Origin of the sequence: Candidatus Tisiphia endosymbiont of Nemotelus nigrinus (assembly GCF_964026475.1) — a bacterium.
Classification (GTDB): domain Bacteria; phylum Pseudomonadota; class Alphaproteobacteria; order Rickettsiales; family Rickettsiaceae; genus Tisiphia.
In genome coordinates this window covers 775,918-799,073 of the sequence record NZ_OZ032151.1, presented here as the reverse complement: position 1 = coordinate 799,073, position 23,156 = coordinate 775,918, and the positions used below count along the sequence as shown (strand labels likewise).

Below are 23,156 nucleotides of genomic sequence, written 5' to 3'. Positions count from 1 at the left end.
TTTTTCCTTGCATTTTTGGGTAGATCCATACATGAGTTATAAAGAAAAAGATTGCCCTAAATAGACTTCCTTTACTTGACAGCTTGTGGCTATTTCTTGTGGAGGTCCTTCTAATAAGACTTTTCCTTCGTAAATAATGTACGCCCTGTCAACTATATTGAGAGTATCTCTAACGTTGTGATCAGTAATTAAGACGCCGATATTGCGGTTGCGTAAGTGGACAATCAAGTTTTTAAGATCCTCAATCGCTAATGGATCTATACCTGCAAGTGGTTCATCAAGCATAATAAATTTGGGGTCTAATGCTATTGCTCTTGCAATTTCTAGCCTACGTCTTTCTCCACCGGATAATCCTATTGCCAGCATGTCTTTTAGATGAAAAATAGAAAATTCTTTAAGCAAAGCTAATGTTTTTTGTTCAATAATTTCTTGGTCATTTTCTAAAATCTCTAGCATTAATCTAATATTATCGCCGACAGATAGTCCACGAAAAATTGATGGTTCTTGAGGAAGATAGCTAAAACCAAACCTAGCTCTTAAATAAATTGGTAAATGAGTAATATCATGATCATTATAAAACAATGATCCACTATCTGCTTTGGTAAGTCCTATAATAATACTAAAACAGGTAGTTTTTCCTGCACCATTTGGACCAAAAAGCCCAACTATCTCTCCTGTTTTTAATTGAAGAGATACGTCGTTTAGTATTACTCTCTTATTGTAAGATTTTGAAATACTATTTACTTGTAATTTATCTATTATTAAATGCGACATATTTCTTTGTTCCAATTAATTCTTGGATTTGCTATAACCTATATTATTGAGTTCCGTATAATATACTAGCTTGTCGGTTCTTATAATACCTTCCTTATTTTGTACTATTACATCACCAAGCAGAACTAGCTCTTTTCTTTCCACAAAATATTTTGCAGAAGTAGCAATTAATATCTCCTGACTATCATTCCTCTTAGCAGTCAATCTTGATGGTATGGATATGTAATTAATAGTTTTTTTATTATCAACTATTTTGTAAAAAATTTCTAAATCAGTCGTTTTTACCATTATATCATCAAACCATAAAATCACCTCGCCCGTAAAACAAGCCTGCTGCTTAGTTTGATCAATTACTAAATTATCAGAATTAATATATAATTTATCCATACTAGAATGTTTTGAGTATGGGCGTTCTCCGTAAGCTATTGCTGAATTCATGATTAGAAAAAGCAACATATAGCAAGTCATGCTAAAAATCTGATACATCAATAATCGTTGATACACTACCTTTGAAATTGATAATATTATTGTCATTTGTGGAACTAAATTTATTAGAAGTAATCTCACAATTTTTATAAGACCATACCACACCTACCTTACCAAATGTCTCTTTATTTAGTAGATTTAGTTTGGCTTCCTGGACTTTTAATATGCTTTCTTCTAAAAAAAACTGAACATCATCTCTTAATTCTAACATATGACTATTCTCATTTAATATAGCATTTTTTGCATTGATCACTAATACCTTATTGTCACTTATTTTATATGTAGCGTTAATTTTTTCTAGGGCATATTTATTATCTAAAGTCCTAACCGCTTGTATAGCCTGAATTTGATAAGGATTTAAGTTTTTATTTAAACCCTTAAAAGTTGAATTTAAAATTTTTATTTCATAATCTGTTTTATCATTTGGATTAAAATGGTTATGGTTGCTATGCTTTTCAGTTAATTCTAAATTATTACTATTGATTGGATTAAAATTTACATAAATTAAATATAAGGTTAATATTATCCCTAAAAAAGATAAGACTTTTGATAAACTAATTGAACGTCTATAAGATGAAATGATAGCACCACTACTCTTATCGATGAAGGGAATTTTGACCATAATATCACCAACATTATCATGGACATTCATTAACTAATTCCTGCCCGAAGTAAGTCATGGATGTGAACAATGCCAATAACTATATTATTTTCAGTTACCGGTATGCTAGTAATTGATTTATTATTCATTATCCCTAAAGCCTCCCCGGCTAATTTCGAGGAAGAAATTTGTTGTGGATTAGCAGTCATTACATCACGTGCATATTTCATATTTATTCTATCATTAATATGTCTACGCAAATCTCCATCTGTTATAATGCCAACCAAAGATGAATCTTTATCTACCACCATCGCACATCCAAGGCTTTTTTGATTCATAACCAATATAGTATCAGTAAATGAAGTATCGGCATATACTAAAGGCAACTGATCTTTTACCCTCATTAAACTTTCCACCTTGATAAGATTAGCTCCAATCTTTCCTCCAGGATGATATAACCGAAAATCATCTTCAGAAAAACCTCGAGCTTCATGTACAGAAGTAGTAAGTGCATCTCCAAGAGATAACATCATTATTGCAGAAGTTGTTGGAGCGGCAATATAAGATGCTTCATTAATTCTTGGTATTAATAATAAGAAATCACTATTGATTGCTATAGTAGAATTAGCATTCATAGTCATGGCAACTATCTTTATAGAAAATCGCTTACAATATTTCATTATATCAAATAATTCTTTGGTCTCTCCTGAATTAGATAACATGAAAACTAAGTCGCTTTCAGTTACCATCCCAAGATCACCATGGCTAGCCTCAGCTGGGTGCATATAAAAAGCAGCTGTACCAGTAGAAGCAAAACTTGCTGCTATCTTATGAGCTATATAACCACTTTTTCCTATACCAGTTAAAATAATTCTGCCTTTGCAATTAATTATATGATCTACTACATTATTAAAGCTATTGGGAATATTATTAGATAATTCAATTAGTGCTGTAGATTCTTTTAATATAACTCTTTTAGCAACGTCACGATGGTAGTACATTTTCATACTCTTCAACATTAAGGTCATTGCCACAATCTTAATATCATTATTCCTGCATTTATTATTTATAGTTAGCCCGATTAACACTTAGTCATTTGTTTCAACAAAAAGGATGTCATTCCTGCGAAGGCAGGAATCTATACTTTGAGTACTATTTTAGATACCCGTCGCAGTTAGGGGTGACATCTTTTCGTTAGGACAAATGCTAGTCGGAGTAGCTATAATATAGCTACTATAATTTATATAGATACTAGTATAAAATTGTGGATTTGCAAAGGGAATTAATGTCACTTTAATGTAAAAATTAGCAAAATATAAAACTGTCATAGCACTTAACATATTAGCCCGGATATTGCATGAAGGTATCAAGATTTACCTATGAACCCCTTGTAATATAAGGGGTTTGGAAGAATTGTACAAAAATACAAATTGTATATTTAGAGTTTTATATATTTTAGCCCGTATCCCTCATGAGACAAGGGCTAGAACAATTGGTTTATTATCTATCATGCAATATCCAGGGTAGTACTAACATTAATAAGTTCTTGATATTGTTATAATTTTCTGTTATTGCGAGAAGGCGTAAGCCTACGAAGCAATTGTAAGTTAAAAATATCCGTTTTTGATCATTTTTTGAATTGCTTCGTCGACCTACGGTCTTCCTCGCAATGACATTACCCTACTTAAAGCCCCTTCTTCTAACGTATCTGTTCAAGGGGTTGGCTGAGACTTAGCAACAACTCTCTTTTAGTATATTTTATATTAAGAATTGTAATTAAAAGATGTGAGAATTGCGTCTTAGAATTTGGTTTATAGAAGCAAAATCATCTTTTATGCTCTGTTACCAAATCTCATCCACCCCCTAGATATACTCTTCTGCTTTAAAGAATTGTTTTTTGAAAATATCATGGACTCGCATACTCACGTACTATAGTACGCTGCGTGTGCTCGCCCCTCATTTTCAAATCCAATTCTTCAAATCATTTGAGTATACAAGTAACTCTTTGTAATGACTTTTGGAGTTCAGCTTATGTCATCTGTTGAATCTGGTAATTTGTTCTTTAAGATAAAAGGTATTTGTAGTAATAGGAAGACGAACATTATAGGTATTGCTCCAAATATTTTAAATATAACCCATGTAGATTCTGCAAAATTACGCCATATTATTTCATTTAATACTGCCATGAATAAGAGAAAAGCTGCAGTTCTATAGCTTAAAATATTCCAACTCTTATCTTCAAGTTGGACAAAATGATTGAACATATATTTCATGAATGCCTTATTTCTTAATGCACTGATAAAAAATGCAACACAAAAAATTAAATATAGAATAGTCGGTTTTATCTTGATATACATAGAGTTACCACTGATCAAAACTATACTAGCTGATACTAATAAAACTCCGGAAGATATTAATGATGATCTTGAAACCTTGCCTTCTATAAAATAACACAGACTAACACAAATAATTGAAGTAATGAGTATATATAACGTCGCACTTTGCATGCTACCACCATAAAAATAGCCGACAAAAAAGGCTATAAGCGGAGCAATTTCTGATAAAAAGTTAAGCATAAATTAGGTTTATTTTTCCGTTACTAGTTTTTTGTGCATCTGATTTTTATTTGTATGAAGATATTAATTAAACCTAGAGTACAAATATAAAAAACAACTTGTAATCCATTGGGTTTAGCAATATATCCAGTAATCATATGTAAGAATTCACCATAGATACTTTTATCCGAAACTAGCCATGAGCTATCCCAAAGCTGGTTTGGTAGGATAGTAACAATTCCAGAAGAGGTTAATATCCCAGCCGCTTCTGCTGCAAAACCACTAGCAATAAACATTAATAAAATTGAAGATATACGAAATATATATTGTTGGTTAGCTAATTTTATAAAACCTAAATATATAACGATACCAAGTGTTAGACCGCTGACCATGCCAATAATTAATCCTAGTAGATAACTATTAGCATCAATTATTTCAACTGAGGAAATACTATAAACTAATAAAATAATTTCCATTCCTTCTCGAAGAATAGTTGCCGCAACAATCAATACTAACATTACATAACTACTATCACCACTACTAATTTTTATAGATAAATCATTAAGATGTCGCTTTATCTTAATACCATAACCTTGCATCCATACTATGGTCCAACCAATTAACACGACTGTTAATAAAATAACCCCAGAATTAAATATCTCATCACCCATACCACTAAATGATATGGATATAATGCGAGTGAAGAAAGCAAATAATGCAGCAGATACTGTACCAAGCATAACTCCAGCAATTATATAAATTCTAGATTTTTCTAATTGTTTTGTTACAGCAAGTATTACACCAAGCAACAAAGCTATTTCTAGGCATTCTCTAAATACTACTAAGGCTATTTTAAACATTTAAACCGTAAATAAATCTAATTAACAATGAGAGACCCTTGAGCCGTTTCTTGGTGAAAATCTCCGAAGAAATCATATTTACCAGGGGCTAAAGGGGCAAGTATTATGCTTATAGAGTCATTTGGCATAATGATCTTCTCGCGGTGCAGATCATGACTTTCAAACTCCTCTACGGTACTGTCTTGGTTGTGGATAATAAAACGAATTTTCTTACCACTAGGCACTGTAATTATATCAGGCTCAAACCTATGGTTTTTTATAACCGTTACAATTTCTAACATAGAATTATCTACATTATCTTTAGAGGCAACTTTATTATGCATTACAAAAATTATTATCCCTGATAAGAGAACAACACCTATAAAAAGTCCAATGATAGTTTTTCTTTCCATAATTTTAACTCGAAAGCTTTATCAAAGTTACAAAATACACTAATAGCACCATAACCACAAGTATATATAATAGTGTATAGTTTTTTTGTTTCTTGTTTTTTGATAATTTCATAAGCACCCTCCCTAGATTATACAATATAATTGTATTTCCACTAAGTTAAAAGATCTTGTTTTAACTTTAAATTATTATTTTTATTAAGAATAGTCCTGTAAACTTGTATATTTTCCAAAACACGTTGCACATAATTCCTAGTTAGAGGATATGGTATTAGCTCCATCCAATCAATTATTTGCCATAAATTTTTTAGTTTTCGTGGATCACCAAATAGATCAATCCACCTTGGTATCGTATTGGGACCAGCGTTATAAGCTGCAATAGTTAGAATATATGATCCCTCAAATTGCTGTAGCAGTTTTTTTAAATAATTACTACCTAACATAATATTATATTCAGGATCAGAGGTTAGTTTTTTGATATGACATTGATGATTAAGAGATTTTGCAGTATCATAGGCGGCTGCCTTTTCAAGTTGCATCAGCCCATGACCTTTAGCGTCATTAATTGCGTATTGATTAAAACCCGATTCATGCCTTATAATACTATATGTTAAAGCTCCCTCTATAGGAACGGTTTTTACTGCCTTCCTATGTATAATAGGGAAAGCATAATCTTTAATAAAAACATGATATTGACAAGCGATTCGTGCTATTTCCACCGTATGAAAAATATTGTCATAACTACTAATTAGGTCGGTAATTAATAAAATTTCAGACGGTTCTGATGATTTGCTAATAGCAGAGTCAGCATAGGAGAAAGCTAAACCATACTTACCATATTTAATTAGATATTTTATTGCTCTAACAATCTCACTATTTCCCATATTAGGCTTAACGGACTTTGGTTTTTGTGGTAGAATTAAGTGATTCTTGTTAAGTTCAATATTTGCCAACTGCCCATAAAAACGATCAGAATATTTAGCAGCCATATTATAAAATTTATTCGCTTGTTTCATATCCCCCTTAGCTTGATACGTCCTAGCTAGCCAATATTGTCCCCTTGATATACTTAATGGCTTTGTTGCAACTTTCATAAATTTATTAAAATGACTTAAAGCAAGGTCAGGTTTATATAAGAACCTGAGGGCAAGCCAACCACTAAGCCATTCGGCTTCTCTTATATGTCCATGGTTAACAGCAAGAGGTATAGTAATTATTTTATAGCTGTTGGCAAAATCTTTTTGTTCAATAAATTCTCGTGCATAATAAGATTGTAAACGACCCCAATGAGCAGAATGTATACCATCTAGCTTTACTTTTTTAAATAGAGCAATACTCTTGCTAGTTAGCTTTTCTTTTTTCTTGGAATCCAAATAGTGAAATAATAAAGCCGGGGTATAATATTTTTCTGGTAGTTTTTGAAAAAGTTTTTCACCGTTACTAGACTGGTTTAGTATAGAAATTTGGGCAAGGAAATTTTGTTTATAGCCTTTACCCACATAATGCATATATTTTTTGGCACTATTAATATCCGCTGCCCATAAATATTGATCAATCTTTTTCACATGATCTTCTTCACGTAATATATTTTTGAAATTAATCAAATACTCTTTTTCTTCTTGTTCAGTAAAGGCTCCATAAATCCAACCATTTCTTATAATCTTCGCTAATTTTTGTTGATCTTTTATTAATTTTTTACTAGCTAAAGCGTAGAACTTATAGCCTAAAGCAGTAATTGGCTCGTTTTTACTAAACCAATTAACGATTAAAGTTTTGTCTGTGTCATAATTTAAATATTGCTCAGCCTTCTCCTTTAGTCTATTGACCTGTGGCCAGTGGGGATTGTCTTGTATGAATTTTATTACCGATGCAAAGCTATTTTTCTTATAATCTTGGTCTAGGAACTGTTGAGACAGAACAATTTTGATTAAAGCTGGATCTTTTGAGGCTTTTGCCATCTTCTGACAATCTTGCCATTCTTTGTTGTTTAGATGGATAAAAGTTTCTTTAACATAGTCAAATGTACTCAAATCATTTGAGTATGCTATTGACTCTGATATTAATAGCTCTAGAATTATTAAAACTATTGACAGTGTTGTCTGAATTCTCATAATCGGCAGTGTATAAATTATAATTATTATTAAGGTGTTATTATGAATAGAGCATTTGTCTTCCCTGGTCAAGGATCGCAAATAGTTGGTATGGGAAAAGAGTTTTATGATAATTTTCAAGTAGCAAGAGAGACTTTTGAAATTGTTGATGATACTCTTGGCAGAAAATTAAGTCAGATTATCTTTGATGGACCAAGTGAAGATTTGACTCTGACAACTAATGCCCAACCAGCATTAATGACCATATCTATGGCAATAGTGAACGTCATTAAACAACAAACAAATAAAAATATTAGTAATCTGTGTTCATATGTTGCCGGTCATTCTTTAGGAGAATATAGTGCATTATGTACAGCGGAAAGTATAGATATACAAGTGACTACCGAATTGCTAACAGTACGTAGTAAGTCCATGCAAGAAGCATATCCGTTAGGCAAAGGTTTAATGGCGGCATGTATAGGCATTCCTCTAGGGAAGCTTGAAGAGATCGTTAAAGAGGTTGATAACTTTGATATAGCTAACGATAATATAGAGGGGCAGGTAGTAATTAGCGGGGAGATTATAGCGGTGCAGCGGGTAATGTCTATTGTGAAAGATTTAGGGTATAAAGCTATTAAATTGAATGTAAGCTCTCCTTTTCATTGTGGTTTGATGAAGCCGGCAGAAGATGAAATGGCAAAGGCTTTAGATAAAATAACAATCAACAAACCGTTTGTTCCGGTAATACAAAATGTTACAGCTAAGCCAACAACTAATCCTATAGAAATAAAACAAAACTTAATCTCACAAATTTGTGGTAGAGTGAGGTGGCGTCAAACCTTGGATAAATTAGAACATCTAAAAATAGAACAAATAGTTGAAATCGGTGCGGGTAAGGTTCTAACGAATATGCTGAAAAAAACGGATCATAAATTTAATTTGATTAATGTTTCTACTATTGTAGAGTTAGAGGAATTTTTAAAAATTGTATAACTAGGATAATAGTGTTATAGCTAATCCGATTAATATTTAGGAACTTATAACAATAGCAAGAACCTAATAGGGTTAGCTATATTATGTTAACCATTTGAATTTATAAGGAACAAACATGCAAGTCTTATATTTTTTAAAGGCTACACCATTATATGTATACTTATTATTTGGTTACTTAGTTTTTATAGGAGTTAAAGCAACTAAGCAAAGAGTTGTATTCCCACTAAGATTATTTATTTCTCCTGTCGTGTTCTTGTTATTTTCTATAAAGGAGTATTCTAATGTAAAAGACTTAGTGTTATTTTTTATAGTACTGATTATCTCGATTATTGTTAATTGGCAATTTTTTGATAAACCTCCTATACAAATTAATAATAATAAAATAATTATTCCAGGCTCATGGCAACCATTCCTATTGATAATCATCATCTTTTCAATCAAATATTTTTTTGGGTATATGCAAGCTGTAAAGCCAGAGCTAGCCACAAAATATAAAATAATAGAATTAATAATTTCAAGTTGGGTATTGGGAATCATGATTTTTAAAGCAATATATTATTATAGTTATACAAACAAAATTAAGTAGTCAAAAAATTGAACAGCAGTATAGCTAACCAAACTAGCATTTTGTGTCTATTAGCGATGAGCTACTTATAGTAGCAACTAAGCGATAAAAGTGATTAAAAATTGCTTCGTCATCTTAACGTCACAACTGTTGAAAGTTAAAAACTACAACATATTACAACCTTAAATTATGCATAATCAATAATTTAACATTCATAATTTTAAATCTACAAGATTAGTACTACAGTTGTAGATTGAGTAAATTCTCTAACCGTCATGTATGGAACTACCCAAAAATGCAAGAAAAAAATAATACTTGACAGAAAAAAAGCAAATGCAGTCATGTATTCGACTTAAGGCTCAATAAAGTGCCTTAGATACTTATATCTCTAGACTTCTGACGGGGAGACTATCTACTATAAATTTTGGTTCTACGCTGTTGGCTATTCTTTACGTAGACTGGATTCTCACTAGCTGTTACTTACGAACTTTGCTTGGCGCACTGACGGAAAGAGTATAAATGTACAAAGGAAAAATTAAAGAAATAGCTGTTTTTAAAAGCTTAATAAACAATCAGTTAAAGGTAGTGACAGCGAAAGTCGAACTTAGGCAAATATTACAAAAGTAATATTTGCTATGTTAAGTCTTTAAAGGAGGTAATCCAGCCGCAGGTTCCCCTACGGCTACCTTGTTACGACTTCACCCCAGTCGCTAATTTTACCGTGGTTGGCTGCCTCTTACGTTAGCTCACCACCTTCAGGTAAAACCAACTCCCATGGCGTGACGGGCAGTGTGTACAAGGCCCGAGAACGTATTCACCGCGGCATGCTGATCCGCGATTACTAGCGATTCCAACTTCATGTTCTCGAGTTGCAGAGAACAATCCGAACTGAGATATCTTTTAGGGATTTGCTCCACGTCACCGTATTGCTTCCCTCTGTGGATACCATTGTAGCACGCGTGTAGCCCAACCCATAAGGGCCATGATGACTTGACATCGTCCCCACCTTCCTCCGGCTTATCACCGGCAGTTTCCTTATAGTTCCCGGCATTACCCGCTGGCAAATAAGAATGAGGGTTGCGCTCGTTGCGGGACTTAACCCAACATCTCACGACACGAGCTGACGACAGCCATGCAACACCTGTGTGTGGTCCAGCCGAACTGAAGGGATGCATCTCTGCTTCCCGCGACCACCATGTCAAGGGTTGGTAAGGTTTTTCGCGTAACATCGAATTAAACCGCATGCTCCACCGCTTGTGCGAGCCCCCGTCAATTCCTTTGAGTTTTAATCTTGCGACCGTACTCCCCAGGCGGAGTGCTTAATGCGTTAGCTACGAAACCGAAAGAATTTCTCCCGATATCTAGCACTCATCGTTTACGGCGTGGACTACCAGGGTATCTAATCCTGTTTGCTCCCCACGCTTTCGTGCATCAGCGTCAGTTGTAGCCTAGATGACCGCCTTCGCCACCGGTGTTCCTCCTAATATCTAAGAATTTCACCTCTACACTAGGAATTCCATCATCCCCTACTACACTCTAGATTAGTAGTTTTGAAAGCAGTTCCGAGGTTAAGCCTCGGGCTTTCACTTCCAACTTACTAAACCGCCTACGCACTCTTTACGCCCAGTAATTCCGAACAACGCTAGCCCCCTCCGTCTTACCGCGGCTGCTGGCACGGAGTTAGCCGGGGCTTTCTTGGTCAGGTACCGTCATTATCTTCCCTGCTGAAAAGGGCTTTACAACCCTAAGGCCTTCGTCACCCACTCGGTATTGCTGGATCAGGCTTTCGCCCATTGTCCAATATTCCCCACTGCTGCCTCCCGTAGGAGTCTGGGCCGTGTCTCAGTCCCAGTGTGGCTGATCATCCTCTCAGACCAGCTACAGATCGTTGGCTTGGTAGGCCATTACCCTACCAACTACCTAATCTGACGCGGGCTCATCCATCAGCGATAAATCTTTCCTCCGAAGAGAATATACGGTATTAGCATTTATTTCTAAATGTTATTCCGTACTGATGGGTAGATTCCCACGTGTTACTCACCCGTTTGCTACTAATTAATGACTTTAGGGCAAGCCCTAAAATTAATTCGTTCAACTTGCATGTGTTAAGCATACCGAAAGCGTTCGTTCTGAGCCAGGATCAAACTCTCAAGTTTGATTCTGTCTACTTTTTATTCAAAAAATTGACAGGTTTAATTTACCACTTTTAGTGATAAGTACATTTTGCTGTCACTACCTATATCTGATTATTTACTTTTAAAAACAGCTACGAACAATTAGTGTTCATCTTTTCGTAGGAGTAATTATATGCAAAATCTACCATCCTGTCAACTGGTATTTTGAACTTTTTTTGCATAACCTTCTAATTTTTCAGATTAAACCTTTGACCCATGGCATACTCTACTAACAAATTCTTAATAGGCTGTATATTATCAATAGCTTTAAGTCCTAAACGCCTTAGATACCATAAGGGTTTTGAGTGATTTGAAAAAATACTATTTAATCCCTCAGTAATCATATACATATTAAAATTATCATTTTTCCTTAATTTTTGATATTTCTCTAGCATCGCTGAATTTATACCACTACTAGCCACTAATCCAGTTAAAGTCTCAATATCTTTGATGCCCTGATTCAAGGCTTGACCAGCTAATGGATGAATTACCTTCGCACTATCTGCCACGACTACTATTTTATTATGAAAATATTTACTAGCTATTCGAGCTTTCAGAGGAAAAGAACTAATATCACTATCCACCGCTATAGAGCCTAAAGAATTTCCACAATTTCTACCTACCAAATATTCAAATTCTTCGCTAGGTAAACTCATCAATAATGCAGCTTGCTCTTGACTGACAGTCCATACTATAGATGAGGTTTTTTGATCCTTAAGAGGTAAAATGGCAAAAGGACCTGATGGCATAAAATGTTCAATAGCACAATTTTCATGATTTTTCTCATGCCTAATATTAAACGTCAAGGCAGTTTGGTTATATGCTTTCTCTATTTTATTAAAAAAATAATATTGACGTGCTTTAGAATTATGCCCATCACAAACAATCAATAAGTCACTATTTATAGTCTTATTATTATCCAAATATATGATCGAACGATCAGCTTTACTATCAATCTTTTTATAATCACACTGATCAATTATGTTAATCAATGAGTTCTTTTTAACATTTTCTAGTAATATCTGCTTAAATTCACTGTTTTTTACTATGTAACCTAATGCATCATTGCCTTTGATATTTGGTATACTCAAATCATTTGAGTATATACTCTTCTGCTTTGAGTATATACTCTTCTGCTTTGAGTATATACTCTTCTGCTTTGAGTATAAATGCAACATTTCTGACGCCTTGTTATCAACAACATAAATTTCCAACATTTTGCTAGCTACTTGCTTAATCTCAGACCACACATTAATCGTTTCTAGGAATCGCGAAGAAGCAGGAGTTAGGGCAATAGCCCTAATATCAGCACAAAAGCTACTAGAATTTATTGATTGATACTCAAGGATAGTAGTTTTAATATTCTTCTCGGCAAACGATAACGCCGTAAGCATGCCACTTAAACCACAACCTAATATTACTATTTCTTTTTTCATCACATCCCATTATTAGACTGACCGATAAAATACTTTAAATATGCTCCACTTGCTATAAAACTTAACAAAAAATAAATTAGAGCAATATCTAAATAACAATTATTCATTTGAAATGATCCAAGAAAACAAATGAATAAAGTCATTATACTAGTTAAACTATTCAACACTAATAGTTTAACAAAAATATTTATATTTTTAAGCAATAAATAAATCATTAAAGCAACGAATAAAATATTGATGACTAAATAAAAATTTATCATAGACCTAATTTTCAAGAGAAATGTTTACAACCTAGTTGATTATTTATCCATTCTAGCATAATATCCTGGTATCACTAAGAGTTTTACGATTTTTTTATTTATAAAAATTTATTTTATGCACGACACTGATATCATAATAATTGGAGCAGGTCCAGTTGGGTTATTTGCAATTTTTCAAGCTGGAATGCTTGGTATGCGTTGCCATGTTGTTGACTCGCAAGCAATAATAGGCGGGCAATGTAGCATACTTTATCCAGAAAAACCGATATATGACATACCAGCCTACCCTAAAATTATGGCAGAAGAGCTGGTAGCACAATTGGCATTGCAGGCTAAACCGTTTGATCCGGTTTATCATCTCGAACAGCAAGCTATCCAATTGAAAAGAGAAGAGGAGCATTTTCAAATTACCACTTCTAAAAACGTCACAATAACTGCTAAAGCTATTATTATAGCTGCTGGCTGTGGCTCTTTTGGACCTAACAGACCTCCACTAGTTGGTATAGAAGCATTTGAAGGGAAATCAGTATTTTATTTTATCAACAACCGCAATAATTTAGCCAACAAAGAAATTGTTATAGCTGGTGGCGGAGATTCAGCGGTAGACTGGGCAATATCACTCTGTGAAATTGCTAAAAAAATATATCTAGTACATCGACGTGAGAAATTTCGGGCAGCTCCTAAAACTATAAGACAACTGAAAGAATTAGCAGATAATGGCAAAATTGAGTTGGTAGTTAATTATCAATTAGAGCATTTAGCAGGAAAAGATGGCATCCTAGAAGCAGTTGGAGTAAAAGATTTCGAAGGGAACATTCGCACCTTACCGGCAAATATATTATTGCCATTTTTTGGACTTAGCCAAGAACTTGGTCCGATAAAAAATTGGGGATTGAATGTTAAAACGAATCATATAATTGTCGAGTCAGGTCATTTCGAAACTAATATCCCAGGCATTTATGCAATTGGTGATATTGCTAGCTATCCAGCAAAATTAAAATTAATTCTTACTGGTTTTGCAGAAGCAGCAAGTAGTTTACATCATGCCTATAGCAGGGTATTTGAAGGTAAAGCCTTACATTTCGAATATTCCACTACCAAAGGAATACATAAATAGTAGGGTAATTTAAAAGTCGTAGAAAAACAACCTACGTCATTGCGAGAAGCCGCTTTAGCGGCGACGAAGCAATCCAAAAAATTACCAAAAATGGATTGCTTCGTCGTCTTGCGCCACAATTGTTGGAAGTTAGAAGAGGAAGCTGTTTTAGGCGAGGAAATGTCATTGCGAGGAGTAGCATTGCTACGACGAAGCAATCCAAATTTAATCATTTTAATGGATTGCTTCGTCGACTTTCGGTCTTCTCGCAATGACGTTACCCTATTTAACCCCCCCCCCTTCTAACTTTCGACAGTTGTGCGTCTTACGCCTCCTCGCAATGACACCAATTGTTTTTCCTAAAATTTTTAAACTACCCTGTACAAATAGGGAGCGAATAAATAGTGAAAGAATACGGCAATATAATCAACGGTAAATATTTTGCAGAACAAATATTATCTAAACTAAAGATAGAAATCAACTTGCTCAAAGAGCAATATCAGTTGATACCAACTCTTGCTATTATACTAGTGGGTGATAATCCAGCTAGTAGTATATATGTAAGAAATAAACTAAAAGCCGCTACAAAAATTGGTATGAATGCTTTGCAAATAAATTTATCTAATGAAATTCAAATTGACCATATACTGAATGAAATCAATATACTCAATAATGACTCGAATATCTCTGGGATCATAGTACAGCTTCCCTTACCCCAACATATCAATAAAAATTTGATCTTATCTGCTATTGACCCTAGCAAAGATGTTGATGGTTTTCACCCTATAAATGTTGGATACCTACATAGTAACTCAGGCAATGGCCTTATACCCTGTACGGCCCTTGGCTGCATTGAATTACTTAAACACGTTGAGAAAAATTTAGCTGGCAAAAATGCTGTAGTTATAGGACGTTCTAATATTGTAGGAAAACCATTAGCAGCTTTACTAGTGAGAGAAGATTGTACTGTGACGATATGTCACTCAAAAACTCAAAACTTAAATTCTATAACTTCCCGTGCTGACATAGTAATATCAGCTATCGGCTCCCCTTTGACCTTAACCGAAGAATATTTTAACTCTCAATCTATAGTGCTTGACGTTGGTATTAGTAAACTTAGCCATAGTGACAAGATGGTAGGAGACGTTGATTTCCCAAATGTTGTAGATAAAGTACGATATATATCACCTGTTCCTGGCGGTGTTGGACCAATGACTGTTGCTTTTTTACTCAAGAACACAGTTAAAGCAGCAAGACAAAATATACTCCTATAGTAAGCTAACCCGCCAATGTTCTAGATAACCTCTATGTCATTGCTAGAAAGACCGTAGGTTGACGAAGAACTTCACTTCTGGCCTTTTGGATTGCTTCGGCGCCACTAAAGTGTCTACTCACAATGACAGATTAGAGAACAGCTTTTTTCCTTAAATTGGTACATTATATTGAATTACACTTTCACTACAAAATAAAAAATTTAGGGTATAATATATTAATCCATCATTATTACATTTACATACTTTGAAAACTTCCTGCACTTTTAATCTTAGGAACAACAGTTGTTTTCTTGGATATTGCATTAATTTTATCATGTATAAGTGCTTGTAACTTTACATCATCTTTAATATTAGCATGTTCTGCTCTTCGTTGCTTCTGTCCTATTTTTGCTAATCCGTCTTTACCTACTTCCCTATTTTCTGTTATTAATCTAACCGGATCTACATCTGCTTTTCGTTCTCCCACATCAATTCTCTTAAGTTCTTCTCCTCTTTTCTCTGCTATAGTCTTTGCTAATTCCTGCAATAGCTTTATTTGTTGAGGGGTTGATAAATTTTTTAATTCTTTATCAATATGATTTTTTTGTTCTTCAGTATCTTTTCCTAACAAATTTTTAGACAAAATTCCTGCTAATTTTGCAATATCCTCATCATTCTTTCGAGCTGGAATACTTGGCTGTCGTAATTTTAATAAATTGGCTTTAATGTTTTCAACTTGATCTACTACTACTGGACTAAAGTCACTGTTTCTTGACATAGTTTGAGATTTAGCTACAGACTCTATCCTCTCCTCTCTAATAACTTGCTGTTCTTTAGGATATGCGGGAATATCAACCTTTGATGCTACTTCTTCCCTTTTGATATTAGTAGGCATCATAGTCTCTTGTACTTTATGCGACTGTTGTTCTTCAATCTTCTGTCTAGAAGTTACGGTAAAATCAGGTGCTTCGGCAGACTCGATAGATGGTGAAATATCCACGCCGTGCTCTAGGTTTTTGGCAACTTCTTGCATCATTGCTTTATATTTTGCTTGCGTTACTGGTAAGGTATAGATTTGTCCACCATGTTCTATATAACCAATTGCATCAGGGCTATTTCCAGTAAACTTAACTGGATGTGGTGAGCTGACCTCGACAAGTTTACCATTATCATCATAGTGAGCAGTAAAGTATACAGCATTACTTGCCGCAATATTCCTACCATTCTGATCCTTGACAGCTAATGATAAATGCATCGGACCATTCTTATTCTCAAGCGTTATCGGAAAATCTATCGTTCTATAATTGCGAATTGTTACGTTAGTACCATCACTTTTTTGTACTGTATGAGGAGGATTTATCTGGTGTGTTGTCTCTATTAATGTAGCAATCTCACGACCATTTGCATCTCGTACGATCTGTTGTTTAATACCACCAGCATTTTGCGCAACTCCATCCTGCCATTCCATAGTACTGAATCTACCAGCAAACTGCGTATGAACGCTTTTATAGCCAGAAATTTCAACTTGTTCTAAAGTATGTTTTAAATTTTCATCTTTTTTTAGAAATTCACTGACTTTTTCTTTATTTTGTTCATTTTCAAAGTATGTACGAAACTTATTTAAATCATCAAGTTCTTCTGGTTTTGCTATATTATTAGTTACCAAAGCTTCCGCTATTATCTCTCTCTGCTTGGTCAATATCTGGGTTCTAATTGCTTGGGTTATAGGATCAACATTAAGATCATCAACAGAAAAAGAAGGAATATCAATCGAAGAATTATCTAATTCTATAGGTGTTTTTTCCTCATCTGGTAAGCAAAAGATGTCCTGAGTACGTTCTTGAGGTTTGGTAGCAGTAACGATTTCCTGCAACTGCTCCACATATTTCTGCCAATTTTCAGAAATTGTTCCATTCTGTATAGATTCTGCCAATTTTTCAGCAAATTTATCAAACACTTCCGATTGCACTTCTATTTTGTCAGATTCTGGCAACTCGTTTTGTTCTTCTGTATTATTTCTAATTATTTCAGCAAATCCCTCTAATATATTTTTTTTAGCATCAAAACTGACTGCACTGTCTTTTAAAGTTCCCTTTACGATTTCAAGTAAAGATTGAGCTGTTTCATCTAGATATACTGTTCCAGCACCCTTTAATGCATCCCTAACTCCCTTTATCTTATCTTTAAAATCTTCATAATACTCAAAATATTCTCTAGAATTTCTGTCTTTACTCATTCCCCCCTCATTCTTAAATGATAACTAGTATTTGATGCTAGATAATATTTTGCCTTAAAGCAACTAATTTGTTTTATTTTAGGTGTGAACAAAATTTACTATTTTTTAGCCTAATGATTGAAACCACCACATTCTTCCATGCCTACTAATGTTTTTTGTTAGTTACTCATGTATGGAACTACCCAAAAATGCAAGAAAAAAAAATAATACTTGACAGAAAAAAAGCAAATGCAGTCATGTATTCGACTTAAGGCTCAATAAAGTGCCATAGCCCTGATGGAATTCGCTAACTTACGAACTTTAACATTATCACCTTAACGACTTCATTTGAGCCTATGAGTAAAACAGTTTTTTCGTAAGCTAAGGTTTGTCTTATTCACCATCAATATTATCATCTCTCGCATATTCCTGGTAGGAATTCCTTACTTTAATTATTTTATTCCAACCGCTGATTTTTTAAAATTTAAACCTTATTTTTTTAAATTTTTAAAAAATCAGCCACCTTTATAAAAATAATTAATATTAAACTTTTAGTAACATACTTTTGTTTCACTATATGGCTGATCATTTCTCAGTACCGCAAATACTACTCTTGCTAATTTATTTGCCACCGCCACTACACTAGTATTATAACCTCGTCTCTCTTGTAGTTTAAGCATCCAATCAGTGAATTTGCTCTTATCATCTGTTACTTTATCCAGTTTCTTAGTTCTTAATACCCTAACGGTAAAAACAGACCGGGCGCCATGGATTAATAAATTACGTAAATATACATCGCCTCTTTTACTAATTCCTAGCAATCTTTCTTTCCCACCAGTTGAGTGCTGTTTTGGCACTAAACCAAGCCATGCTGATAATTGTCTACCATTTTCAAAATTTGCTGCATTGCCAATTGAGGCTGTTAATGCCGTTGCAGTTATTAAACCTAACCCTGGTATTGCCATTAATTTAGCATGGTTCTCATTATTTTTAGCAATCTGATTTAATCGTTTTTCTAAATCTATAATTCTCTTATTATTATCTCTAAATTCTTCCAGTAATAAACCAAATGTTTCTTTACTCTTATTACTCAGTTTATTGCCGTCCATAGCTGTATTTACATGGCTAATTATTTTATTTACTCCTCTTGCGTATAGTTACGCCAAATTCATGCAATAAACCCCTAATCTCATTTGCCAATGCTGTACGATTTTTTACCAATCTTTCTCGAACCCGGTGGATAGACAACACATCCTGTTGCTCTACCGATTTTATTGGCACAAATCTCATCGTAGGACGACCTACCGCTTCGCATATTGCTTCTGCATCTTTAAAATCATTTTTGTTGCTTTTAACATATGGTTTAACAAATTGTGGTGCCATCAACTTGACATCATGACCAAATTTTGTTATCTCTCTAACCCAATGATTAGAACCTCCACATGCTTCCATTCCCACTAATGATTTTGGTTGGTTAGCCATAAAATCTAAAAACTTTTCTCTTGTTAATTTTTTCTTAAAAATATTTTTTCCATATTTATTTACTGCATGCAAATGAAAAATATTTTTTGCTAAATCTATTCCTATTATGTTATATTCCATTTTAGGACTCCCTATTGTTGTTTTAATACATTAAACATTAAATCTAGAAGAATAACAACTGCTATTCATTCTGTATATAGGGTAGTTCCATACCATTATCTTACGCATGACATTTAAAAGTCACAGGAAAACATCCCGGCGGTCATTGCGAGGAGTGTGTAAGCATGACGAAACAATCCACTTCAGGTCTTTTTGATTGCTTCGTTGCCATCGCCACTGAAGTAGCTCCTCGCAATGACAAAGGAATTATATAGAACTTATTCTGGTTAGCCTGAATATTGCATGAGAAGAGGTTTATGGTATGGTTGTATGAATTTTGAAAATTAAAAATTAGCAAAGTAGAGAAAAGGGGGTAAAAATGCTCTAAAATCGATAATTTTCTGATTTTAGATAAAATCCCCCCTTACCCCATTTTATCTAAGCACCGGGAACAGTGCTAATTTAGCTCATTCTAGAGCTAAAACCTGCAATATATCATTCCATATATGTTGATAAGGATATGAAGAAGATAGCAGAAACTTGATACGTCTGCTATTGCGAATAATTACTGCTCCGATTTTGAACAATTTCAAACGTATCGTTCCTACCTGTGCTTTAGCTAATTCAGTACCCTGCAAAAACTTGTCACGTATATATTCTACTAATGTATAGGCAAGGCTCGATAAAATTAGTCTGAGTTGATTAGCCCACCATTTATGGCATGAAGTGCGATCGGCAAACAGCTCTAACTGTTGCTCTTTTATACGATTTTCCATATCTCCACGCATACAGTAAATTTTATCATATAAATCTTCTAGCTTACCTGATAGATTAGACACTGTTAACAAAGCTTATTTAATTGATGAATTAATGGATTTTTTAGCGAAAATTAATAAGATTTTTGCTGGAATAGTGTACCTATTTCAAAAAAATCTTATAATTTGCAGCAAAAAAGACTTTATTCACCAACTAAATAAGCTTTGTTAACAGCAATTATCTTTTATCTAAATTTTCAAAAAAATAAAAATATTTATCTAAATAACAAAACAACGTTTTTGTTGAATAAGTTTATGGCATACTTCAAGTAGTTTACGCATACATGCAACTATAGCAACCTTTTTAGGTTTAAAATTGTTAACAAGCCTATCATATAAAGCTTTCAAATATTGAAAACCATTTTTGACACCGTTTTTACCAGCCAATACCGCCATATATAAAGCATCTCGTGGTATTTTTCTGCCACCTCTAATAAATCTTCGTCCTTGCTTATTACCACTATCACGGGCATAAGGAGCTATCCCTACAATTGCTGACAATTCATTACTACTATAATTTTTATTCCCTAATTCAGGTAAAAAACTAATTAGTTTTTTAGCTACGCATTTACCAATACCAGGCACACTCTCTACGTGTTTAGTCCCAGGGAGTGGAGGTTAGGGTTAATAATAAATTTATTTGGATCAGATGTCCATGTTTTTATGATAAATTCATAAGGAGTTAAACCTTTAAGAGCTTTAAGTCTTTTTGCGAAATTGTAGGCATTGATAAAATCATATAAATGTTGTTTAAGTTGCTGATGATTGTCATAATAAAAACGTTTAACAGTTGCCTCTTTAATAGTACGATTCATACGTTCTACCTGTCCATTAGTCCATGGATGATTAACTTTTGTTAGCCTGTGTTCAATATTGTATTCATAGCAAATACGATCAAAAATATGCATCCAAGCATGCTTATCTACTGTTCTGTTAGTAAATTGAATACCATTATCTGTCAAAATAGTATGAATTTTATAAGGTATAGCTTTAATTAAATTACGAAGAAATTGTGCTGTTTCTGTCTTGGTACATCTTGGTAAAAGTTCTACATACACAAACTTTGAAGTGCGATCAATAGCAACAAATAGATAGAGTTTACCTTCTTCTGTTTTGACTTCAGCAATATCTATATGGAAATAACCAATTGGATAAAGTTTAAACTTCTTCTTGGTTTTGTTATTTCCTTTTACTTCCGGTAACCTACTAACATTATGGCGTTGAAGAAGTCTATGTAAAGAAGATCTAGTAAGCTTGGGAATACTAACTTGTAAAGCATATAAGCAATCATCTAAAGATAATAAAGTGTGTTTACGAAATGCTATACACATAGCTTCTTCTTCAGAAGTTAATACTGTAGAAGATGGTTCTTTGGGACCCATACAAGTATCTTGTAATGTAGTTCGTTTCTTCCACTTAGCAACTGTTTTAGGATTAATAGAATATTTTCTTGCTAAAGTCTTTAAGCTCTCTTGACTATTTTGGATTGCGAAACGTATTGCCTCTGTCGTTTTGGCACAGCCGTGTAATATTTGTCCCATAATTCCTCTCTTGATGGTAATTCTTTATAATATACAACATTACACCCTGGGACTAAACACCTAATATTTTTACCTTCTCTTTCAACTCTTCTGACTCATCTATTACTTCACTTAATTTTTTATCAAGCTCAGCTATTTCATTCTGTAAAAATTTAATGAGCTTTTCTATACTCTCTTTATCAATACCATCAATACTATGATGTAGCCTCTTCTTTTCATTGCTAAGCATTAATACTAAATCTTCTCGCCTTTGCTGATATCTCTTCAAAGTATCGGATTCAACTTGATATAAATAATTAGCTGAAAGCTGCATCTTATCGCCATAATATGCTAATTTAAATGCGTCCTTCTTATCAGTTTTACACAAATTCACCGATTTACTAAATGAATTAAAGCTATATGTATTGACTTTATGTACCTGTTGTTTATTATTATACAATTTTTGGCAAATATCCGCTTCATAACCTCCAGTAGGTTCACATACTATTAGCTTAATTTCTTGTTCTTTTGTTAATTTTATCAGTTCTTCATGCCCTAACTTATCGTTGGAAAAACGATTATATATCGGTTTATTGTTAGACTCATATAAACATATATCTAACCATTTTTTACTTACATCTAGACCTATTATTTTACTCATGATATAATCTCCTTCATCTTATTGTGCAAGGCTGCTGTTTCCAGCACCTTCTGCAATTTGTTCAAAGCAAACTTTGTAAGAGGGTACTTATTCTGTTTACGACTATTTCAGTCCAGTGTCTATCAAGTCACCCTCTTACAATTACTTATATCATAATTTAAAGATATAAGTGTCTAGCTTGGTGTTGGATGTTTAGTAGTAGTAATGCAAATTTCATAAAGTTAGAGAATTCAAGAGGAAAGAAGGTCTTAAGCAATAGCGTATTTGGTGAAAGAGATAAGATAATAGATTTTTAATTGCTTTTAAACCACCCTAGTTGAATTTATATAAAATAATTATGGAAATACAAACAATTCAATGCTATAAGTGAGTTGTGCTATGGTCATGTGATCACAGCTGTAAAAAGTTACAAAGGAAAGGACTTTTAGTAAGATTTCGTAGATAAAAAGTATAATGTCTTTGATAAAATTTTTCTCAATGAACAAAGTAAATTATACTAGTCGGTTTATCTTTTAACTAACACTTGATTATATCTACTTAATTTTACCTATGAAAGCCCTCCAAAACGGCTTCCTTTTCTAACTTTCAACAGCTGTGGTCACATGACTTGGAGAGGTGGCCGAGAGGCTGAAGGCGACGGTTTGCTAAACCGTTATACGGGTTAACCGTATCGAGGGTTCGAATCCCTCTCTCTCCGCCAAATGGGACAATTGGTTAATTTTGCTAGTTCTGTGAAGGGGAAAGCCAAGGTGTACTTTAGGTTTGAACCATTAAGATTTAGGTTCGCAAACATAAAACTTAATAATTCCCGTTTTTCAGCTACCGTCGAATC

Annotated in this window: 19 protein-coding genes, 1 tRNA gene, 1 rRNA gene and 1 pseudogene; 5 read left to right on the top strand and 17 right to left on the bottom strand. The window is 33.7% G+C overall.

Annotated elements, in window-relative coordinates; genetic code table 11:
- Positions 1–36: 36 nt before the first annotated feature.
- The 8 genes from lptB to AAGD39_RS03690 form a co-directional block, all read right to left on the bottom strand.
- The gene (lptB, locus tag AAGD39_RS03725; RefSeq protein WP_341757223.1) at positions 37–759 is read right to left on the bottom strand and encodes an LPS export ABC transporter ATP-binding protein; all 723 of its coding nucleotides are present in this window, start codon (positions 757–759) and stop codon (positions 37–39) included.
- 30 nt (positions 760–789) lie between these two features.
- Complete coding sequence (locus AAGD39_RS03720) at positions 790–1,161, bottom strand: LptA/OstA family protein (protein ID WP_341756086.1); 372 nt, start codon at positions 1,159–1,161, stop codon at positions 790–792.
- An 82-nt stretch (positions 1,162–1,243) separates the two neighbouring features.
- A complete protein-coding gene (lptC, locus tag AAGD39_RS03715; protein ID WP_341756085.1) occupies positions 1,244–1,912 on the bottom strand; it encodes an LPS export ABC transporter periplasmic protein LptC in 669 nt (222 codons plus the stop codon).
- A complete protein-coding gene (locus AAGD39_RS03710) occupies positions 1,912–2,862 on the bottom strand; it encodes an SIS domain-containing protein (protein WP_341756084.1) in 951 nt (316 codons plus the stop codon). The genes lptC and AAGD39_RS03710 overlap by 1 nt, the downstream gene beginning before the upstream one ends.
- Positions 2,863–3,885: 1,023 nt before the next feature.
- Complete coding sequence (locus tag AAGD39_RS03705) at positions 3,886–4,437, bottom strand: septation protein A (protein ID WP_341756083.1); 552 nt, start codon at positions 4,435–4,437, stop codon at positions 3,886–3,888.
- A gap of 23 nt (positions 4,438–4,460) precedes the next feature.
- Positions 4,461–5,276, bottom strand: coding sequence for an FTR1 family protein (locus AAGD39_RS03700; RefSeq protein WP_341756082.1), 816 nt, complete (start codon positions 5,274–5,276; stop codon positions 4,461–4,463).
- 17 nt (positions 5,277–5,293) lie between these two features.
- Positions 5,294–5,557 carry a cupredoxin domain-containing protein gene (locus tag AAGD39_RS03695; protein WP_375359838.1) on the bottom strand — a complete coding sequence of 88 codons (264 nt, stop codon included), beginning with the start codon at positions 5,555–5,557 and terminating at the stop codon, positions 5,294–5,296.
- 263 nt (positions 5,558–5,820) lie between these two features.
- Positions 5,821–7,776: a lytic transglycosylase domain-containing protein gene (locus AAGD39_RS03690; protein WP_341756080.1), complete on the bottom strand. Its 1,956-nt coding sequence runs from the start codon at positions 7,774–7,776 to the stop codon at positions 5,821–5,823.
- Between the two features lie 42 nt (positions 7,777–7,818).
- On the opposite strand from AAGD39_RS03690, the gene fabD reads away from it, so the two are divergent.
- Both fabD and AAGD39_RS03680 read left to right on the top strand, forming a co-directional pair.
- A complete protein-coding gene (fabD, locus tag AAGD39_RS03685) occupies positions 7,819–8,748 on the top strand; it encodes an ACP S-malonyltransferase (RefSeq protein ID WP_341756079.1) in 930 nt (309 codons plus the stop codon).
- 115 nt (positions 8,749–8,863) lie between these two features.
- A complete protein-coding gene (locus AAGD39_RS03680; protein WP_341756078.1) occupies positions 8,864–9,334 on the top strand; it encodes a hypothetical protein in 471 nt (156 codons plus the stop codon).
- 627 nt (positions 9,335–9,961) lie between these two features.
- Here the strand turns inward: AAGD39_RS03680 and AAGD39_RS03675 are convergent.
- The 3 genes from AAGD39_RS03675 to AAGD39_RS03665 all read right to left on the bottom strand — a co-directional run bounded on the left by AAGD39_RS03675 (position 9,962) and on the right by AAGD39_RS03665 (position 13,183).
- A 16S ribosomal RNA gene (locus AAGD39_RS03675) occupies positions 9,962–11,469 on the bottom strand.
- 206 nt (positions 11,470–11,675) lie between these two features.
- On the bottom strand, positions 11,676–12,923 hold the full coding sequence (locus tag AAGD39_RS03670; RefSeq protein WP_341756077.1) for an FAD-dependent monooxygenase: 1,248 nt from the start codon (positions 12,921–12,923) through the stop codon (positions 11,676–11,678).
- On the bottom strand, positions 12,923–13,183 hold the full coding sequence (locus tag AAGD39_RS03665; protein WP_341756076.1) for a monovalent cation/H+ antiporter complex subunit F: 261 nt from the start codon (positions 13,181–13,183) through the stop codon (positions 12,923–12,925). The genes AAGD39_RS03670 and AAGD39_RS03665 overlap by 1 nt, the downstream gene beginning before the upstream one ends.
- Positions 13,184–13,298: 115 nt before the next feature.
- On the opposite strand from AAGD39_RS03665, the gene AAGD39_RS03660 reads away from it, so the two are divergent.
- Complete coding sequence (locus tag AAGD39_RS03660) at positions 13,299–14,300, top strand: NAD(P)/FAD-dependent oxidoreductase (RefSeq protein WP_341756075.1); 1,002 nt, start codon at positions 13,299–13,301, stop codon at positions 14,298–14,300.
- A gap of 383 nt (positions 14,301–14,683) precedes the next feature.
- Entirely contained in the window at positions 14,684–15,553 is an 870-nt protein-coding gene (locus AAGD39_RS03655) for a bifunctional 5,10-methylenetetrahydrofolate dehydrogenase/5,10-methenyltetrahydrofolate cyclohydrolase (RefSeq protein ID WP_341756074.1), read from the top strand.
- 235 nt (positions 15,554–15,788) lie between these two features.
- Here the strand turns inward: AAGD39_RS03655 and AAGD39_RS03650 are convergent, their stop codons facing one another.
- The 6 genes and pseudogenes from AAGD39_RS03650 to AAGD39_RS03625 all read right to left on the bottom strand — a co-directional run bounded on the left by AAGD39_RS03650 (position 15,789) and on the right by AAGD39_RS03625 (position 22,324).
- Positions 15,789–17,768: a Sca4 family protein gene (locus tag AAGD39_RS03650; protein WP_341756073.1), complete on the bottom strand. Its 1,980-nt coding sequence runs from the start codon at positions 17,766–17,768 to the stop codon at positions 15,789–15,791.
- Between the two features lie 530 nt (positions 17,769–18,298).
- Positions 18,299–19,349: pseudogene (locus tag AAGD39_RS03645) on the bottom strand (IS110 family transposase).
- Between the two features lie 446 nt (positions 19,350–19,795).
- Positions 19,796–20,167, bottom strand: coding sequence for a transposase (locus AAGD39_RS03640; RefSeq protein ID WP_375318877.1), 372 nt, complete (start codon positions 20,165–20,167; stop codon positions 19,796–19,798).
- A gap of 195 nt (positions 20,168–20,362) precedes the next feature.
- Complete coding sequence (locus AAGD39_RS03635) at positions 20,363–20,728, bottom strand: transposase (protein WP_341756072.1); 366 nt, start codon at positions 20,726–20,728, stop codon at positions 20,363–20,365.
- 5 nt (positions 20,729–20,733) lie between these two features.
- Complete coding sequence (locus tag AAGD39_RS03630) at positions 20,734–21,684, bottom strand: IS481 family transposase (protein WP_341756043.1); 951 nt, start codon at positions 21,682–21,684, stop codon at positions 20,734–20,736.
- A gap of 52 nt (positions 21,685–21,736) precedes the next feature.
- Positions 21,737–22,324 carry an IS110 family transposase gene (locus AAGD39_RS03625; protein WP_341756071.1) on the bottom strand — a complete coding sequence of 196 codons (588 nt, stop codon included), beginning with the start codon at positions 22,322–22,324 and terminating at the stop codon, positions 21,737–21,739.
- 609 nt (positions 22,325–22,933) lie between these two features.
- Between AAGD39_RS03625 and AAGD39_RS03620 the strand changes: the two genes are divergently transcribed.
- A tRNA-Ser gene (locus AAGD39_RS03620) sits at positions 22,934–23,024 on the top strand.
- The last annotated feature ends 132 nt before the right edge of the window (positions 23,025–23,156 follow it).

Excerpts from the sequence above, each read along its gene's own strand:
- AAGD39_RS03720 (WP_341756086.1), bottom strand. The coding sequence starts at position 1,161 with ATGGATAAATTATATATTAATTCTGATAATTTAGTAATTGATCAAACT.
- lptC (WP_341756085.1), bottom strand. The coding sequence starts at position 1,912 with ATGAATGTCCATGATAATGTTGGTGATATTATGGTCAAAATTCCCTTC.
- AAGD39_RS03710 (WP_341756084.1), bottom strand. The coding sequence starts at position 2,862 with ATGTACTACCATCGTGACGTTGCTAAAAGAGTTATATTAAAAGAATCT.
- AAGD39_RS03705 (WP_341756083.1), bottom strand. The coding sequence starts at position 4,437 with ATGCTTAACTTTTTATCAGAAATTGCTCCGCTTATAGCCTTTTTTGTC.
- AAGD39_RS03700 (WP_341756082.1), bottom strand. The coding sequence starts at position 5,276 with ATGTTTAAAATAGCCTTAGTAGTATTTAGAGAATGCCTAGAAATAGCT.
- AAGD39_RS03695 (WP_375359838.1), bottom strand. The coding sequence starts at position 5,557 with ATGTTAGAAATTGTAACGGTTATAAAAAACCATAGGTTTGAGCCTGAT.
- AAGD39_RS03690 (WP_341756080.1), bottom strand. The coding sequence starts at position 7,776 with ATGAGAATTCAGACAACACTGTCAATAGTTTTAATAATTCTAGAGCTA.
- fabD (WP_341756079.1), top strand. The coding sequence starts at position 7,819 with ATGAATAGAGCATTTGTCTTCCCTGGTCAAGGATCGCAAATAGTTGGT.
- AAGD39_RS03680 (WP_341756078.1), top strand. The coding sequence starts at position 8,864 with ATGCAAGTCTTATATTTTTTAAAGGCTACACCATTATATGTATACTTA.
- AAGD39_RS03670 (WP_341756077.1), bottom strand. The coding sequence starts at position 12,923 with ATGAAAAAAGAAATAGTAATATTAGGTTGTGGTTTAAGTGGCATGCTT.
- AAGD39_RS03665 (WP_341756076.1), bottom strand. The coding sequence starts at position 13,183 with ATGATAAATTTTTATTTAGTCATCAATATTTTATTCGTTGCTTTAATG.
- AAGD39_RS03660 (WP_341756075.1), top strand. The coding sequence starts at position 13,299 with ATGCACGACACTGATATCATAATAATTGGAGCAGGTCCAGTTGGGTTA.
- AAGD39_RS03650 (WP_341756073.1), bottom strand. The coding sequence starts at position 17,768 with ATGAGTAAAGACAGAAATTCTAGAGAATATTTTGAGTATTATGAAGAT.
- AAGD39_RS03630 (WP_341756043.1), bottom strand. The coding sequence starts at position 21,684 with ATGGGACAAATATTACACGGCTGTGCCAAAACGACAGAGGCAATACGT.
- AAGD39_RS03625 (WP_341756071.1), bottom strand. The coding sequence starts at position 22,324 with ATGAGTAAAATAATAGGTCTAGATGTAAGTAAAAAATGGTTAGATATA.